The sequence below is a fragment of the Agrobacterium sp. ICMP 6402 genome (assembly GCF_009498615.1).
GTDB classification, from domain to species: Bacteria; Pseudomonadota; Alphaproteobacteria; order Rhizobiales; family Rhizobiaceae; genus Agrobacterium; species Agrobacterium burrii.
The window spans coordinates 467,463-482,777 of record NZ_QSNV01000001.1; the positions used below are offsets into that span (position 1 = coordinate 467,463).

Below are 15,315 nucleotides of genomic sequence, written 5' to 3' on the forward strand. Positions count from 1 at the left end.
CCTGCTTTTATGGCTGTTTTCTGTGCTCACGATTGTGTGTTCAACAAAAAGCTTGCCCATACCTTGACCTTCCCATCATGGGAAGCCCTACATAGGGTCTCGAAAGGGGATTTCCCATGAACGAGACAGTCAGACACGCCCATTCGAACCAACCGGTTTCCATTCCCGTGGAAGGCATGACCTGCGCGTCATGCGTGCGGCGGGTGGAAACGGCCGCGGCCAAGGTGCCGGGCGTCGCCTCAAGCTCCGTGAACTTCGCGACAAAGAAGCTCACCGTGGAGCCGGCCGAAGGATTTTCGGCCAGGACGCTTGGCGCCGCCATCAAGAAGGTGGGTTACGATATCGCACCGGACCGGCATGAATTTGCCGTCGAAGGTCTGCGCAATGACACGGATGCTGGGCGGTTGAAGTCCGTTCTGGACGCCGTCGCCACCACCGTCGATGTGAAGGTCGATGCCGCAGCCGGCAAGGTCGCGGTGGAAACCATCGGCGGCCGACGTGAGCGGGATGCGCTGGTGGAAACGGCAAAGCTGGCCGGCTTTACCTTGACGACACGCAAGCCGCACGATCATTCCGCCCATCAAGACCACAGCCAACACCACCGACATCATCAAAGCCACAACCAGATGCCAGCGGCCGGCGAAAGCGGCGGCCATGACCATATGCAACATGCGGGCGAAGAGGGAGCGCTGAAACGCGACCTGACGATCGCCGCCATCCTGACCGCGCCGCTTTTCGTGCTGGAAATGGGCGGCCATCTCTATGAGCCGATGCATCACTGGCTGATGGGTCTCATCGAGACGCAGAACCTTTATTACATCTATTTCGTGCTGGCGACGGCGGTGATTTTCGGGCCGGGCCTGCGCTTCCTCAAGACCGGTTTTCCAGCACTTTTGCGCGGCGCGCCGGAAATGAACTCGCTGGTGGCGCTGGGTGTCACGGCGGCCTATCTCTATTCGGTCGTGGCGACCTTCGCACCCGATCTGCTGCCGGCAGAGGCGCAGTTCGTCTATTATGAAGCGGCCACCGTTATCGTAACGCTGATCCTCACTGGGCGGCTCCTCGAAGCCCGCGCCAGCGGCCGCACGGGAGACGCCATCCGCAAACTGATGAGCCTGCAGGCGAAAACCGCCCGGGTGGAGCGCGACGGTGCGACCATCGATATTTCCCCTGACGATCTGGTGACGGGCGATATCATCGTCATCCGTCCCGGTGAAAGGCTGGCGGTGGATGGCGAAGTCGTCGAAGGCTCGTCCTATGTCGATGAATCCATGATATCCGGCGAACCCGTGCCGGTGGAAAAGACGGTCGGCGCAACGGTCGTCGGCGGCACCATCAACAAGACCGGTGCCTTCAAGTTCAAGGCGACCAAGGTCGGCGCGGATACCATGCTGTCGCAGATCATCCGCATGGTGGAGGAGGCGCAAGGGTCCAAGCTGCCGATCCAGTTGCTGGTCGACCGCGTCACCGCGCTGTTCGTGCCTGTCGTCATCGCAATCGCTGTCCTGACCTTCATTGTCTGGGCGATTTTCGGCCCTGAGCCCGCCTATACTTTCGCGCTGGTCAATGCGGTGGCGGTGCTCATCATCGCCTGCCCCTGCGCCATGGGTCTCGCCACGCCGACCTCGATCATGGTCGGCACCGGCCGGGCGGCGGAGCTGGGCGTGCTGTTCCGCAAGGGACAGGCCCTGCAGGAACTGCGCTCGGCGCAGATCGTTGTGGTCGACAAGACCGGCACTGTCACCAAGGGCCGTCCGGAACTGACCGATCTGGTGGTTGCGGAAGGGTTTGCCGATAACGAGGTCTTGGCGCTGGTCGCTGCCGTCGAGGGCCGTTCGGAACACCCGATTGCCGAAGCGATCGTGCGGGCTGCGGAGGAAAAGAAGGTTGCGACCCCTGCAGGACTCGAGCCTGCCACCGTCGAGAACTTCGAAAGCGTGACGGGTTACGGCATAGCCGCCACCGTCAATGGCCGCAGGGTCGAAGTCGGCGCGGATCGTTACATGGCCAAACTCGGCCATTCCGTGGGTATCTTCGCTGAAGCCGCCGCAAGGCTGGGTGACGAGGGCAAGACGCCGCTTTATGCCGCCATCGACGGCAGGCTGGCAGCCGCAATTGCCGTCGCCGATCCGCTGAAACCGTCAAGTGTCACCGCCATCCGGGCGCTGCAGGCGATGGGTATCGAAGTGGCGATGGTGACGGGCGACAATGAACGCACGGCAAACGCAATCGCCCGACAGGTCGGCATCTCCCGCGTAGTGGCGGAAGTGCTGCCCGAAGGCAAGGTGAAGGCGATCCACGAGATGCGCGCCGGCGGCAGGGTGCTGGCCTTCGTCGGCGATGGCATCAATGATGCGCCGGCACTGGCCGAAGCCGATATCGGCATCGCTGTCGGCACCGGCACGGATGTCGCCATCGAAAGCGCCGATGTGGTGCTGGTTGGCGGCGATCTTCTCGGCGCGGTCAATGCCATCGAGATGAGCCGGGCGACCATGCGCAACATCAAGGAAAACCTGTTCTGGGCCTTTGGTTATAACGTGGCGCTGATACCGGTTGCGGCGGGTGTGCTTTATCCCGCCTTCGGCATCACGCTGTCGCCGATGATCGGCGCGGGCGCCATGGCGCTGTCCAGCGTCTTCGTTCTTGCCAATGCGCTGCGGTTGAAAAGGGCGAAGGTTGCGCACAGGGAGGTGACGTCGTGAATATCGGCCAGGCATCGGAAGCATCGGGCGTTTCCGCCAAGATGATCCGTTATTACGAACAGATCGGCCTCATCACCCCCGCTGCCCGCACCGGCAATAATTACCGGGTTTATGGCGAGCAGGACGTGCACAATCTGCGCTTCATCAAACGGGCGCGCACGCTTGGTTTCTCTCTGGAAGAAACCGAGACGCTGCTGAAACTCTGGCAGGACAAGAGCCGTGAGAGTTCGGCGGTGAAGGAAATCGCGCTCGTCCACATCGTCGATCTGGAGCAGAAGATCGCCGAGATGAAGAGCATGGTGAAGACCCTGTCCCATCTCGCCCATTGCTGCGGCGGCGACCACCGGCCCGATTGCCCCATCCTCGATGATCTCGCCGGCTCTGAAAAGAACGCCGGGAAACCCGCAAGAACCCACTGAACTGCAATGACAGCCGGCGCGACCACATCGCTACCGGTCAAAAAGGAGAAAAAACCATGAGTGCAACCACCTTCCTCGTTTCGGACATGACCTGCGGCCATTGCGAAAAGACCCTGCGCGGCGCTCTCGCCGACGTGCTGCCCGACGCGTCTGTCAGCATCGATCTCGCCACCCACAAACTCACGGTGGCGGGCGACGCCTCAACGGCTGAAGCGGCGATCCGCGATGCCGGTTATTCGCCGGAACGGGTGAGCTGAAAGGCGGCTTCCGTTTGCGCAAAGGTAAAAATGTGCTACATATGTTGCACAAAATCGGAGTGCAGGCGGATGACCGTAACCACGAGAATAAGACGTCAGGGCGGGGCGGCGGTGATGACCATCCCGCCCGCTCTTTTGAAAATGCTGGGGCTGGAAATCGGTGAGCAATTGACCCTTGAGGTTGATAACGGTGCTCTGGTAGCAAGCCCTCTACGGCCGGAAAAGAAGCGCTTCACACTCGCCGAGTTGTTGGAGGGTGCTGATGAAGTCGCCGCGCTGAATGCAAAGGCACAGCAGTGGGATGAAGCGCCGCCAGTCGGCAAAGAAGCGCTTTGATGGTCCGCAGCCAGGTTCCGAAACGCGGCGACGTCTATCTGGTCGACCTGAACCCGGTTATTGGCAGTGAAATCAAGGACGAACACCGCTGCGTCATCATCACGCCGAGGGAAATCAATGCGGTCGGCCTATGTCTCGTCGTTCCCGTAACCACCGGCGGGATGTTCACGCGCAAAGCAGGGCTTGCCGTGAACATATCGGGCCACAGAACAACCGGTGTCGCGCTTTGCAATCAGGTGAGAAGCATGGACATCGTCGCCCGTGTTGCCCAGAAGAAAGCGAAATACATCGAAACCCTTGATGATGCGACGATCGATGAAATAGCCGGGCGTATTATCAGCATGATCGATCCTGCATGATCAACCTTCGGGCCGCTGGTGGAAGTGCGTAAAATGTGCTACTGAGTAGCATCATTTGAGCTGCAAAAGGAGTGCCGCAATGTCCGTCAAGGCATCCGTATCCATTTCCGATCAGCAGGATAGCTTCGCCCGCCGGCTGTTGGAGGAGGGGCGTTATGCCAGCCTCAGCGCCGTGGTACAGCGCGGGCTGGAACTGCTTCGGCAGGAAACCGAACTGAAGGACGCGGAGCTCGCCGCGCTTCGCGACTTGCTTGTCGAACGCAGGCAGGGCGACTTTGTATCGGTCGGAGAGGGCAAGGACAGAACCGCGGCCATGATCGCGGCCAAAAAGGCCGGCTGTGGCCTTTAGGGTTCTGCGTTCGACACAGACGGACAAGGACCTCGGCCTCATTCTCGACCATCTCGTCCAGTCCTATCTCGATCTTGGCGATGCTTTGCCGGCCGCATTCACGCGGGCTGCACGACGGGTGGGATCGATTGAGGCGGATATGGACGCTCTTCACAAAGCGCCGTTTCAGGGAACGCTAACACCAGAATTGCTACCCGGCCTTCGCCGGGTAACGAAAAATCAGGCAGTTTTTTATTTCGATGTCGATGAGGGCGAAAAGACCGTGCGTATTCTTGCCGTCTTCTTCGGCGGGCAGGACCATCAGCGCCATATGCTGCAGCGCGTTGTATAAGGCTCCGGCAGCCCTGATTAAACCTCGTCGAAAGCCCCGCCTTCCCGCGAGGGATTGCGGTTGATCACCCGCTCTTCCGCGTCGTCGGGAAGGGCCTCGTCTCTTTCCTGATAGGGGTCATCCTCGCTCTCGGCCTCTTCCTCCTCGATTTCCTGTTCGATGGATTGCGGAATTTCGCCCTTGGCGGGAAGCGCATCGACGTCGAGGTCGAGCAGATCCTCGTCCATGGCGTCTTCGTTGAGCGGCATGATTTTCTTGCGGTCCATGACGATATCCTTTCTGTCGGTTCTTCAGCAAACGGCCGGGCGGGCGCAGGGTTCCTGCCGCCAGCCAATTCCTTCAAACCAGATTACGTGAAAAAGCCGTCTTGACCTCAATGGTGCTTGAGGTTCTAGTTTGTCCGCCGTATCGCAAAAACGGAAAGGATACGGCTTTGACGAGTATGGAAATGACGGAGAAAAACGGCTGGGGCGAATTACTGAGCGGGGCGAACCTCTCGCTTCTGACCGTCATTTCCTCCGGTATAGGCCTGCATGCCTTCAACCAGTTCGCGGTGGTGACGGCCTTGCCCGTTGCCGTCAACGAAATTGGCGGGGCTGCCTATTATAGCTGGGCCTATAGTCTCTATTTCGTTGGTTCCGTGGCGGGTGGCGTTACCGCCGTGCTGTTTCGCGAGCGTTTTGGCGCACGCGCCGTTTTGCTTCTGTGCTGCCTGATCTTTTCCTTCGGTTCGGTCCTCTCGGCAATCGCCGGGGATTTTTTATGGGTTGTCGTCGGCCGGGCGTTGCAGGGGCTGGCCGATGGGCTGATCGTGGCGGTGTGCTACAGCCTCATACCTGCCGGTTTCCGCTCCGGCCTGTTGCCGAAGGTCTTTGCCATCGAGGCGGCGATCTGGGCGGTCGCTTCCTTCATCGGCCCGCTGACGGGTGGTTTCGCCACCGAACACATGTCCTGGCGCGCTACCTTCCTGCTGTCTGCGCCGTTGATCGTGCTTCTGCTGGTCTACACGACCGTTGCCGTTTCGGCCGAGCGACCGGTGGCAGCGACGCGCAAACCGATGGTGCCTCTGGTTCTCTGCCTTGTCGGCGCATTGGCCTTCTCCGCGCCTTCCGCCTTTGAGGATGCGAGCCTGCGGGCGATCTCCCTGCTGGCAGGAGCTGCGCTGTTGTGGGCGTCGTTGCGAATGGGCGTCCGGCCGTCCTTCGGCCTGTTCCCTAAGGATTCTTTCCAGCTGAAAACGGTGCTCGGCGCCGGTTTCTGGGTGTTGTTTCTGATGTCCTATGCCCATGCGCTGGGCAGCGTCTATCTCGCTTATGTCGCCATCAATCTCTGGCACTATGAGCCAACCTTCGCCGGCTTCATTGTGGTGACGATGCCGCTTGCCTGGAGCTTCGTGGCGATGCTGATCGGCAGCTTGCGGTCGGCTCGTCTCAGGGAGTTTTGCCTGCATTACGGCCCTTACCAGATGGTGCCGGGCTGCGCCCTGCTGGGGCTGGGGCTGGCAAACGGAAACTGGGGCGAAATGTTACTCGGGCAAATCCTGATCGGGTCTGCCTTCGGCATGTCCTGGGCCGGCATCAGTCAGGCCGCCATGGAGGCAGCACCGGAGGAAGAGCGCAAGATGACCGGCGCATTGCTTCCCACGGTCGCGACGCTGGGTGCGGCGGCCGGCGCGGGTGCAAGCGGCACCGTCGCTGCCGCCACCGATCTCGTTGCGCAGATCGAGCGTGCGGATGTGATGATGCCGATGGTCTATCTTTACGGGCTGGGTGCGGCGGTGTCGCTGATTGCGCTCCTGACCGCCCGCGGGCTGCGAAGCGCACGGGGCTGAGCACCGGTTTCCGGCCAAGGCGAGGGGTTAAGACTGCGTGGCGGCGATGGTGATCGCCGCCAGATAAACGACGAAGGACATGATCGCGATCGCGCCGATAATGATGATGATGCCCTTGCCGGCGCGTTTTTTCTCGGCCTTGTTTTCATTGGCTTCGGTCGGAAACAGGATGGGATCGCGGGTATCGCGGATTTTGGTCATGCCGTTGCTCCTTTTTGCGGGTTAGGCTCGGCTTTTGCTGGTCTATCAACCGCCATGTCCGCCAAAAGGTTCCTCAGGGTTTGAGCGCCCAGCTGGTCGCGTGCACCACCGCGCCGGGGGCCGCTTTCAGCAGCGCCGAACGCACGGGTTCGAAACCCTCAATGCGTTTTGTCCCCACATAGCGGCCACGGTTGGCAAAGACTTCGATGGAGCCGTAATCCAGAAAAATACGGATACGTGAGGCCCGTGCCCCCTTGGCGATATAATGCGGCGAAGGACCATCGCGACCGTCCTCGTGGCGGATCCACAAGCCCGTTTCATCGGAAACGAGACCAAGCGTGACCGTCGGATGATCGAGCGCCAGCTCGAATGGCGCGCCGGGCGAGGCGAACTCGATTAGAATTTCCACTGCGCCGTTGATGAATGTGACACGTTCGCCCGCCGCCAGCCGCGTGCGGTCGAGAATATGGCTGCGCAGGCTTTCCGCAGCGCCGATGGGCGGGGTCAGAAGCTCGCCATTGGCATAGTGAATCCGGCGCGGCAGCGTCATGGAGGTGGGGAAATCGATTTCGGGACTGGCATCCGCCCAATTGGCGAGCCAGCCGATACCGATAATGCTGTCACCATCCAGAAACGCCTGAAAGGCGTAATTGTCGGTGCCGAAATCCAGTTCCTGACCGGATTCCTTGGTGAAGGCCTTGCCGTCAAACCAGCCGACATCGGCCATGGTCAGGTTCTTGCGGCCTGTCTCCGGGTCTTCCGAATGCATCAGCCCGTAGATCAGCACCCAGCGGGTGGAGCGGGCATTGGCCGGGCCGTCGAGCGGCAAAAGGCAGGGGCATTCGATCGCCGTGGTCTTGTAGCGCGTTTCCACCCACAGCTTGCCGACATAGGTCCAGCCGGATGCGGCGGTGGGGTCCAGCGTCTCGTAAAGCAGAATGACGCCACCGCCATCGCTCTGGCTGCCGAGCAGCATTTTCCACAATCCATCGGGGCCGCGAAAGACGTAAGGGTCGCGGAAATCCGGCGTCAGCCCCTGTCCGTCCGGGCGGTGGCCCAGAATAACCTCTGCCTGCCCGGCCATGATGAGATCGGAGGAGGTGGCGGTGAGCTGGATCTGCTGCTCGGGAATGCGGTCCTGTACCTGTTCGGTGAAGAATACCCGGATGCCGGTGCCTTCGACCAGTGGAATGGTTGAGCCGGAATAAGCCCCGCCGCGCTTGTCCGGCCGCGTCGTCAGATCCTCGGAGGGGAACAGGAAGATCGGCAGATGCCGCCAGCGCAGATAATCCGATGAGACGGCATGGCCCCAATGCATGGTGTTCCAGCGCAGCCCGTGCGAATAATGCTGGTAAAACAGATGTGGCCGGCCTTCGAAGCGGCCAAAACCGTTCGGATCGTTCATCCAGCCAAAGGGCGGGCGGAAATGATAGCTGCCCGGCAACTCGGGGGCGGCATTATCAGGTTTGCTGTGGACGACGGTGATGCCGGTTTCCAGCACATCGGAAGCAGTAAACCAGTAGATGACGGAAACGGCTGTCGTCACGGTGTCGTAGCTGAGTTCCACATGGCCGCCGCCGAACACCTGATAGATTCGAAAACCGAACTCTTCGGTGTTGACGCTTGAAACCTCAGCGAATTTTCCATTTTGGTTGGAGAAGGACACAGCACCCGGTTCGGCCGGTTTTTTCGCCTTCAGCCAGACATGGAAGGTGGCGTTGACGGGCAGATCGGTGTGAATGGTGCGGATGGCGCTTTCCGATACTTCCGTCACGGTTTCAACGACGCTCATTGCTGTTCCTTTCATTTCGGCATTCTGCGGGTCAAGCATAGGAACGATGATGGCGCTGGAAAGTTCATTGCGCAAAATACAATGAGTGGCGCTATAGGCACGGTGTGACGGCATTTATCACTCGCATCTGCGGTCTTGCCGCCCCATATAAAGGCAAAAGCAGGGAGTTTATCCGTGATCAGATTCGACAATTCCTATGCCCGCCTGCCGGAACGGTTCAGCGCCGCCGTGCTGCCGACGCCGGTGAAGGCGCCGCGCCTCATCGCCTTTAATCGCAAGCTTGCAGACGAACTCCTTCTGGATGTTTCCGGCCTTGACGATGAAAGGCTGGCGGCGATCTTTTCCGGCAATGTCGTGCCGCAGGGGGCAGAGCCGCTGGCAATGGCCTATGCCGGCCATCAGTTCGGCGGCTTCGTGCCGCAGCTGGGTGATGGCCGCGCCATTCTTCTCGGCGAAGTGATCGACAAAAACGGCAAAAGGCGGGATATCCAGTTGAAAGGCTCCGGCCCGACGCCGTTTTCGCGCAGGGGAGACGGCCGCGCCGCCCTCGGCCCGGTGCTGCGGGAATATATCGTCTCGGAAGCCATGTATGCGCTTGGCATTCCCGCCACGCGGGCCCTGGCGGCGGTCCTCAGCGGCGAAAGGGTGCAGCGCGAGGTAGGTCTGCCGGGCGGCGTCTTCACCCGCGTCGCGGCAAGCCATATCCGCGTCGGCACTTTCCAGTTCTTCGCCGCGCGCGAGGATGACGAGGCGATCAGGAACCTCGCGGATTACGTGATCGATCGCCACTATCCAGAGGCGAAAACCGCTGACAATCCTTACCTCGCTTTGTTGCGCGGCATCGCTGAAAGGCAATGCGACCTCATCGCCCGCTGGATGATGGTGGGCTTCATCCATGGCGTGATGAACACCGACAATATGGCCGTCTCTGGCGAAACCATCGATTTCGGCCCCTGCGCCTTCCTCGACGAATATCATCCCAACAAGGTGTTTTCCTCCATCGATGCGCAGGGCCGTTACGCCTACAACAACCAGCCGGGCATCGCCCAATGGAACATTGCCCGGCTGGCGGAATGCCTGTTGCCGCTTCTTGACCCTGAGGTGGAGAAGGCCGCCGAACGCGCCAACGCCGTGCTGGCCGATTTCGCCGCCGCCTTTCCCAAGCGCTGGCTGGCCGGCATGCGCGAAAAACTCGGCCTGACGCTGGAGGAAGAGGGCGATATCGATCTCGTACAGGCGCTTCTGGGACTGATGCAGGCATCGGAAGCGGATTATACTTTGACCTTCCGGCGTCTTTCCCACGCCGCAAATGGCGATGCCGAACCGTTTCGCGGCATGTTCATCGATATTGCCGGGGCGGATGAATTTCTGGCCCGCTGGCGGGAACGCGCCGGTCGCGAAGATATTTCCGATGCCGACCGGTCCCGGGCAATGTTATCAGTCAATCCGGCCGTCATCCCGCGCAACCACCGCATCGAGGAATTGATCGAGGCGGCGGTGGAGGACGATGATTTCGAACCGTTCCACGCCATGCTGACGGCAATTGCGACGCCCTTCGAGGAGCGGCCGGACAATTTTGTCTATATGCAGCCGCCGATGAGCCATGAGCGGGTGTTTCGGACGTTTTGCGGGACTTAATCTTTGCGCCATTCCGCAATGTCGGAGCGAGCGTGTGCGTCTTTCGCCTTCTCCCCGCCGGGGAGAAGGTCGCGGCAGCGGGTTGAGGGGGCACGGTCGCCAAAATCCGGCAACCGCGCCCCCTCATCCGACCCTTCGGGCCACCTTCTCCCCGGCGGGGAGAAGAAACCAGCGGCAACGCTGCGCCCTATAAAATATTAGCTCTTCACCCCACCCGGGCGAGCGGCTCATGCGAGCCGTAATACCGCCCAAACCGGTTTTCGAGGAATTTCGGCAGCGCCACTTCTTCCTGCCGCACAAAACCCTTCTGCGGCAAGGCACCTTCGGCCAGAAGGTCGAGAACGGTGCAGATGCCGGCGGCGGTGGTGATCTGGATGGCGCTCATCATCCGGCCGGAAACCGGGCCGGCATAGACCTTGTTGGCATAGGTTTCCTGCAGGAAGCGGCCATTGCGCGTGCCGCAGACGGTGACGAAGACGATGACTACATCCTGCATGGTGCCGGGCAGGGCGTTTTCGAACAGGTCCTTCAGCACATCGCGGCGGTTGCGCAGGTTGAGGTCGTTCAGAAGCGCCTTCATGATCGCCACATGGCCGGGATAACGGATGGTACGGTAATTCATCGTCCGCACCTTGCCTTCCAGCGTGGCGCAGAGCGTGCCGAGGCCGCCCGAGGTGTTGAAGGCCTCATAGGTAACGCCGTCGAGCGAAAATTCCTCACGCTCTTCCAGCGCCGGAACGGCGGTCAGGCGGCCTTCGACGATGGCTTCGCAGGGCTCGATATATTCGTTGATCAGCCCGTCCGTGCTCCAGGTGAGGTTGTAGTTGAGCGCGTTGGACGGATATTGCGGCAGCGCGCCGACGCGCATGCGCACGCTGTCCAGCTTGTCGAAGCGGGCGGCGAGATCGGCAGCGACGATGGAAATAAAGCCGGGCGCGAGGCCGCATTGCGGAATGAGTGCGGTTTCAGCCGTTTCCGCCAAGGCCTTGACCTTGCGCGTGGATTCGACGTCTTCGGTGAGATCTAGATAGTGGGTGCCGACGGCGACAGCCGCCTCTGCAATACCCGCCGTCAGGTGGAAGGGGGCGGCGGAAAGCACGGCGAATTTGCCCTTCAGCAGTGCCTCCATGGCTGGACGGTCGGTGATGTCGACGATCTCGGTATCGACGCGCTCATGCGCCGGCACGTTGGCCAGCTGGTCGGCCGAGCGATCGGCAACCGTGATGCGATAATCGCCTGTTGCGGCCAGCATCCAGGCGATGGCTGAACCGATATTGCCCGCGCCGATGACGACAATGTTTTTCATGTTTTTGTTCCCCGCAGTAAATTCGCATGCCTTTGCGCAACGAATGCGCCTCAAAGACAGAATGCCAGCTTTTATTGACGATTCGCAGCTTCACTATGTGCAGATAGCGGTCTATTATTGAGCAGTTAGACGACAGGATTGATCACTATGACGATCGCCGACAAGGACCGGGCGCTGCTGGCCCTGCTTTCCGAAAATGCGCGCATGCCGGTGGCGGAACTGGCGCGCAAACTCGGCCTTTCCCGCACCACCGTGCAGGCGCGCATCGGGCGACTGGAGGCTGACGGCGTGATCGCCGGTTATGGCCTGCGGCTTTCGGAAAGCTATCTTTCCGGGCTGGTGCGCGCCCATGTGCTGATTACCATCGCACCCAAGGCGCTGCCCGGCGTGACGGCCGCACTTGCCGCCATCAAGGAGGTGACGACGCTGCATTCGGTGAGCGGCACATTTGACCTGATTGCGATTCTGGCCGCCCCTTCGATCCTCGATCTCGACCGTTTGATCGACGGCATAGGCGCGCTTGACGGTGTGGAGCGCACGCTGTCGTCGATCATTCTTTCGACGCGGATTTCGCGGTAGGGGATTTTGGGCGAGACGCGGAAGTTACGCATGCTCACTCCGGCATGAGGGAAGCGGTGGTCTACAAAACGAAGCAGCAAAGGAGCTTGTCGCTCCCATGCTTTTGTCGCTACGCGAGGGCAAAAACCATCTAGGCCGCAGCCTTCTCGTCATAAGCCCGCTGCGCCGCCATCACCGCATCGATATTACCCTCGGCCCAATGGGCGAGCGCCGCCACCGTGTCGGTCAGCGTCCGCCCCAGCGGCGTCAGCGAATATTCGACCGTGACCGGAACCGTTGGGAAGGCCTGCCGGGAAATCAGCCCATCGCGCTCGAGCTTCTTCAGCGTCTGCGACAGGACCTTTTGCGATATGCCCTTGATCTCGCGCCGCAGCAGGTTGAAGCGCACGGGGTCCCGCCGCAGCTTGTCGAGGATCAACAGCGCCCATTTGTCGGCGATCCTGTCCAGCACCATACGTGTCGGGCAGCGGTCCTCATAAACGTCATAGATCTTCGCCATCGATTTCACCCTGTTGTTTCAAGGCCATGCCGGTTTCCACAAGGAAACCAGATAACCGAAAAGTGCTCTCTTTTCATGATTTCGCAAACGCAGTACCTGTATTTCCGAAACATGGTTTCCATTAGATACTAAGGATATTTAAGATGACAGGCAAGATACTCGTAATCGGTTCCACCGGCACCATCGGCACGCCGCTGGTCAAGGCACTCGTGGCAAAGGGTGAAAGCGTGAAGGCTGCCTCGCGCAGCGGCAAGGCGGCGGACGGCGCGGAAGGGGTGCGCTTCGATTATACCGATGCCTCGACTTACGCCGATGCATTCGACGGCGTGGACCGGCTGTTCCTGATCCTGGCGGGCGGGCGTCTGGATGCCATCGACGCGTTGACGCCTGTTGTCGAGGAGGCCGCTCGTCGCAAGGTGAAGATCGTCTTCCTCAGCGTCCTCGGCGTCGATGCTGACGATTCCATTCCCTATCGCCAGATCGAACTGAAGATCATTGCGTCGGGTACGCCTTACGTCATCCTGCGCCCCAACTGGTTTGCCGATAATTTTCACAGCTACTGGAAGGCCGGCATTGAACATGGCGAGATTGCCGTGCCGGCCGGCGAGGGCAAATCGAGCTTCATCGACGTGCGCGATATCGCCGACAGTGCGGCTGCCGCGCTGACCTCTGACGCCTTTAATGGCAAGGCCTTCAACCTGACCGGCCCGAAGGCCTTCGGTTACGGCGAGGCCTGCGCGGTGATTTCACAGGCGATCGGCAAGCCGGTCTCGTATGCTGCCGTCTCGGATGAGGTCTTCATCGGCATCCTCACCGGTGCGGGTGTGCCGAAGGACTACGCCTCTTTCCTCGCATCGATCTTTTATCCCGTGCGCGAAGGCTGGACGGCGGTGGTGACCGGTGACGTCGAAACATTGACCGGCCATGCGCCGCGCTCGCTGGAAACCTATGTGGCCGACCATCTGGACGCGCTGAAGGGCTGACGTCGGCAAACAATAACGCCTGCCGCGCTCACGCCGGATCGGTTGAGCCGCGGCGGGCCTTGAAAAACATCTTCAGCCGCTGGATCTCCTCGGCGCTCCAGCCCTCCGGTTGGGTCACCTCCGTCCATGCATCGATATAATGTTCCGGCGCATAGACATGGCCGTAACCGATCGGCGCCGTGGTGGCGGAGGCGACATCGAGGCCGAGCTGCAGCAGCGTCACGACCGGAAACCAGCGGAAGGACGTGGAAACATCCGGCCCGTGATGTGCCATCCACTCTGGACGCCGATAGAGCGAAGCGGTTTCGAAGAAGGTGATCGGATCGCTCGCATATTGCAGATAAACGATCCGCATCGGCCCCCATTTCGCATCAGGCATATGGGCGGTGGTATATTGGTTGGCAAAACGGATGACGGAGGAATCGCGGAAACGCGGCAGCCATTCCGGCGTGCCCTCAACCCGCCCATTGGTGGCCATGCGCCACGTGGGGCTGGAGAACGGCGGGCCGCTCCACAGCGCGCCCTGGAAGGGATCGGAGAGCACATCGTAAAGATCGGAGGATTTCTGCGAATTGAGCGAACCGAGGCTCAACCCATGCAGATAAAGCTTCGGCCGGGTTTCCTTGGGCAGGGTGGTCCAATAGGCGTAGACGGCCTGAAACAGCGCCCGCGCCGTTTCCACGCCATAGTCAGGCTCGGTCAGCAGCGCGATCCAGCTGGAAAGATAGGAATATTGCACGGCGACGCTGGCGATGTCGCCATCATGCAGATATTCGACCGTATCCAGCGCTTCCGGGTCGATCCAGCCGGTGCCGGTGGGGATGACGACCAGCAGCACCTTGCGCTCGAAACCGCCGACCCGCTTCAGTTCCTCCAGCGCCAGTTTGGCTCTTGCTTCGGGTGTCGCGGCCGAATTCAGGCCGGCATAGACCCGGAGCGGTTCGCTGGCCGGACGATGGGTGAAGGCGGTGATTTCCTGCGCTTCAGGCCCGCCTGCCACGAATTCCCGTCCGCGGCGGCCGAGCGATTCCCATGTCATCAGCGACGCGCTGCTGCCGGTCTTGAGCGGATCGGACGGGCGCGGCACGTCAGGCTCGATCAGCGCATCCACCTGTTTCAGCGAAGAATCGGCAAATTTCAGGCCGATATCGAAGATCAGGCCATTGAGCAGCATCCATGACAGCACGATGGCAGCGGCAATGCCGAGAACATTGGCGAGCCGGCGCGGCAGGAAATGCCGGCTGCGCGCGGCAAAGAACCGCCGGATAAGCTGGAAAAGCCGACCCGCGCCAATGAGCACGGCGGCGACCAGCACCGCGATACCGCCGGTCTTGGTGGGATGGGCGCTGGGCAGCGGATCGAGTTCCATCAGCACGCGGATGGAATTCTGCCAGTCCTTCGCCTGCCACAAAAACGCAATGGCCGTGATGGCGGCGGCCAGCGCGATGAGAAAACGAATGCCGCGCACGTTATGTCGCGAGGGTTCGGGCAGTTCCAGATAGGCCCAGACGGCGTGCAGGGCAACGCCGATCAGATAACCGATGGCAAAGGAAAACCCGCACAGCACACCCTGCATCAGCCATGTGCGCGGCAGAAGCGAGGGTGTGAGCGAAGCGCAGAACAGGACCGTGCCGAAGACGATGCCGGTTGCCGAAAGACCCGCAAACAACCGCCCAACCCATTGTTTCACCAACTTGACTTGCCCCTTCTGCTCACTGCCTGGCGCGGAGTGT

General features: G+C 60.8%; 17 protein-coding genes. 11 read left to right on the plus strand and 6 right to left on the minus strand.

The window, feature by feature from the left end; all coding sequences use genetic code 11:
* Positions 1 to 116: 116 nt before the first annotated feature.
* From DXT96_RS02380 to DXT96_RS27115, 7 genes are all read left to right on the plus strand, one after another.
* On the plus strand, positions 117 to 2,702 hold the full coding sequence (locus tag DXT96_RS02380) for a heavy metal translocating P-type ATPase (protein ID WP_194287527.1): 2,586 nt from the start codon (positions 117 to 119) through the stop codon (positions 2,700 to 2,702).
* A complete protein-coding gene (gene cueR / locus DXT96_RS02385) occupies positions 2,699 to 3,121 on the plus strand; it encodes a Cu(I)-responsive transcriptional regulator (protein ID WP_371418768.1) in 423 nt (140 codons plus the stop codon). The genes DXT96_RS02380 and cueR overlap by 4 nt, the downstream gene beginning before the upstream one ends.
* 56 nt (positions 3,122 to 3,177) lie before the next feature.
* Positions 3,178 to 3,378 (plus strand): heavy-metal-associated domain-containing protein, encoded by a 201-nt coding sequence (locus tag DXT96_RS02390; protein ID WP_153513400.1) that lies wholly within the window; start codon positions 3,178 to 3,180, stop codon positions 3,376 to 3,378.
* 69 nt (positions 3,379 to 3,447) lie between these two features.
* The gene (locus tag DXT96_RS02395) at positions 3,448 to 3,714 is read left to right on the plus strand and encodes an AbrB/MazE/SpoVT family DNA-binding domain-containing protein (RefSeq protein ID WP_149898875.1); all 267 of its coding nucleotides are present in this window, start codon (positions 3,448 to 3,450) and stop codon (positions 3,712 to 3,714) included.
* Positions 3,714 to 4,073: a type II toxin-antitoxin system PemK/MazF family toxin gene (locus DXT96_RS02400; protein WP_153513401.1), complete on the plus strand. Its 360-nt coding sequence runs from the start codon at positions 3,714 to 3,716 to the stop codon at positions 4,071 to 4,073. The genes DXT96_RS02395 and DXT96_RS02400 overlap by 1 nt, the downstream gene beginning before the upstream one ends.
* 79 nt (positions 4,074 to 4,152) lie before the next feature.
* A complete protein-coding gene (locus DXT96_RS02405; protein WP_153513402.1) occupies positions 4,153 to 4,422 on the plus strand; it encodes a type II toxin-antitoxin system ParD family antitoxin in 270 nt (89 codons plus the stop codon).
* A complete protein-coding gene (locus tag DXT96_RS27115) occupies positions 4,412 to 4,753 on the plus strand; it encodes a type II toxin-antitoxin system RelE/ParE family toxin (RefSeq protein WP_371418769.1) in 342 nt (113 codons plus the stop codon). Before DXT96_RS02405 ends, DXT96_RS27115 begins: the two co-directional genes overlap by 11 nt.
* A 17-nt stretch (positions 4,754 to 4,770) precedes the next feature.
* On the opposite strand, the gene DXT96_RS02415 is transcribed toward DXT96_RS27115, so the two are convergent.
* On the minus strand, positions 4,771 to 5,019 hold the full coding sequence (locus tag DXT96_RS02415) for a hypothetical protein (RefSeq protein WP_153513403.1): 249 nt from the start codon (positions 5,017 to 5,019) through the stop codon (positions 4,771 to 4,773).
* Positions 5,020 to 5,195: 176 nt separating this feature from the next.
* Here DXT96_RS02415 and DXT96_RS02420 point away from each other — a divergent pair, with 176 nt between their 5' ends.
* Positions 5,196 to 6,584, plus strand: coding sequence for an MFS transporter (locus tag DXT96_RS02420; protein WP_194287592.1), 1,389 nt, complete (start codon positions 5,196 to 5,198; stop codon positions 6,582 to 6,584).
* A 27-nt stretch (positions 6,585 to 6,611) separates the two neighbouring features.
* Here the strand turns inward: DXT96_RS02420 and DXT96_RS02425 are convergent, their stop codons facing one another.
* Both DXT96_RS02425 and DXT96_RS02430 read right to left on the minus strand, forming a co-directional pair.
* Positions 6,612 to 6,785, minus strand: a complete 174-nt coding sequence (locus DXT96_RS02425) for a hypothetical protein (RefSeq protein ID WP_149898881.1) — start codon at positions 6,783 to 6,785, stop codon at positions 6,612 to 6,614.
* A gap of 73 nt (positions 6,786 to 6,858) precedes the next feature.
* Positions 6,859 to 8,577, minus strand: coding sequence for a glycoside hydrolase family 32 protein (locus DXT96_RS02430; protein ID WP_149899026.1), 1,719 nt, complete (start codon positions 8,575 to 8,577; stop codon positions 6,859 to 6,861).
* Between the two features lie 177 nt (positions 8,578 to 8,754).
* Here DXT96_RS02430 and DXT96_RS02435 point away from each other — a divergent pair, with 177 nt between their 5' ends.
* A complete protein-coding gene (locus DXT96_RS02435) occupies positions 8,755 to 10,215 on the plus strand; it encodes a YdiU family protein (protein ID WP_371418808.1) in 1,461 nt (486 codons plus the stop codon).
* Positions 10,216 to 10,420: 205 nt separating this feature from the next.
* Here the strand turns inward: DXT96_RS02435 and DXT96_RS02440 are convergent, their stop codons facing one another.
* Positions 10,421 to 11,521 carry a saccharopine dehydrogenase family protein gene (locus DXT96_RS02440; protein ID WP_153513406.1) on the minus strand — a complete coding sequence of 367 codons (1,101 nt, stop codon included), beginning with the start codon at positions 11,519 to 11,521 and terminating at the stop codon, positions 10,421 to 10,423.
* Positions 11,522 to 11,668: 147 nt separating this feature from the next.
* Between DXT96_RS02440 and DXT96_RS02445 the strand changes: the two genes are divergently transcribed.
* Entirely contained in the window at positions 11,669 to 12,100 is a 432-nt protein-coding gene (locus DXT96_RS02445) for an Lrp/AsnC family transcriptional regulator (protein WP_153513407.1), read from the plus strand.
* A 130-nt stretch (positions 12,101 to 12,230) separates the two neighbouring features.
* Here the strand turns inward: DXT96_RS02445 and DXT96_RS02450 are convergent, their stop codons facing one another.
* Entirely contained in the window at positions 12,231 to 12,599 is a 369-nt protein-coding gene (locus DXT96_RS02450; RefSeq protein ID WP_153513408.1) for a helix-turn-helix domain-containing protein, read from the minus strand.
* Positions 12,600 to 12,742: 143 nt separating this feature from the next.
* Between DXT96_RS02450 and DXT96_RS02455 the strand changes: the two genes are divergently transcribed.
* On the plus strand, positions 12,743 to 13,582 hold the full coding sequence (locus tag DXT96_RS02455; RefSeq protein ID WP_153513409.1) for an SDR family oxidoreductase: 840 nt from the start codon (positions 12,743 to 12,745) through the stop codon (positions 13,580 to 13,582).
* 28 nt (positions 13,583 to 13,610) lie between these two features.
* On the opposite strand, the gene DXT96_RS02460 is transcribed toward DXT96_RS02455, so the two are convergent.
* Positions 13,611 to 15,251, minus strand: coding sequence for an alpha/beta-hydrolase family protein (locus DXT96_RS02460; protein ID WP_194287593.1), 1,641 nt, complete (start codon positions 15,249 to 15,251; stop codon positions 13,611 to 13,613).
* Between the last annotated feature and the right edge of the window lie 64 nt (positions 15,252 to 15,315).

What these genes read in the sequence shown, in the direction of transcription:
- DXT96_RS02400 (WP_153513401.1), top strand. Translation starts at nt 3,714, where the DNA reads ATGGTCCGCAGCCAGGTTCCGAAACGCGGCGACGTCTATCTGGTCGAC.
- DXT96_RS02450 (WP_153513408.1), bottom strand. Translation starts at nt 12,599, where the DNA reads ATGGCGAAGATCTATGACGTTTATGAGGACCGCTGCCCGACACGTATG.
- DXT96_RS02420 (WP_194287592.1), top strand. Translation starts at nt 5,196, where the DNA reads ATGGAAATGACGGAGAAAAACGGCTGGGGCGAATTACTGAGCGGGGCG.
- DXT96_RS02405 (WP_153513402.1), top strand. Translation starts at nt 4,153, where the DNA reads ATGTCCGTCAAGGCATCCGTATCCATTTCCGATCAGCAGGATAGCTTC.
- DXT96_RS02430 (WP_149899026.1), bottom strand. Translation starts at nt 8,577, where the DNA reads ATGAGCGTCGTTGAAACCGTGACGGAAGTATCGGAAAGCGCCATCCGC.
- DXT96_RS02390 (WP_153513400.1), top strand. Translation starts at nt 3,178, where the DNA reads ATGAGTGCAACCACCTTCCTCGTTTCGGACATGACCTGCGGCCATTGC.
- DXT96_RS02455 (WP_153513409.1), top strand. Translation starts at nt 12,743, where the DNA reads ATGACAGGCAAGATACTCGTAATCGGTTCCACCGGCACCATCGGCACG.
- DXT96_RS02415 (WP_153513403.1), bottom strand. Translation starts at nt 5,019, where the DNA reads ATGGACCGCAAGAAAATCATGCCGCTCAACGAAGACGCCATGGACGAG.
- DXT96_RS02395 (WP_149898875.1), top strand. Translation starts at nt 3,448, where the DNA reads ATGACCGTAACCACGAGAATAAGACGTCAGGGCGGGGCGGCGGTGATG.
- DXT96_RS02425 (WP_149898881.1), bottom strand. Translation starts at nt 6,785, where the DNA reads ATGACCAAAATCCGCGATACCCGCGATCCCATCCTGTTTCCGACCGAA.
- DXT96_RS02380 (WP_194287527.1), top strand. Translation starts at nt 117, where the DNA reads ATGAACGAGACAGTCAGACACGCCCATTCGAACCAACCGGTTTCCATT.
- DXT96_RS02440 (WP_153513406.1), bottom strand. Translation starts at nt 11,521, where the DNA reads ATGAAAAACATTGTCGTCATCGGCGCGGGCAATATCGGTTCAGCCATC.
- DXT96_RS02445 (WP_153513407.1), top strand. Translation starts at nt 11,669, where the DNA reads ATGACGATCGCCGACAAGGACCGGGCGCTGCTGGCCCTGCTTTCCGAA.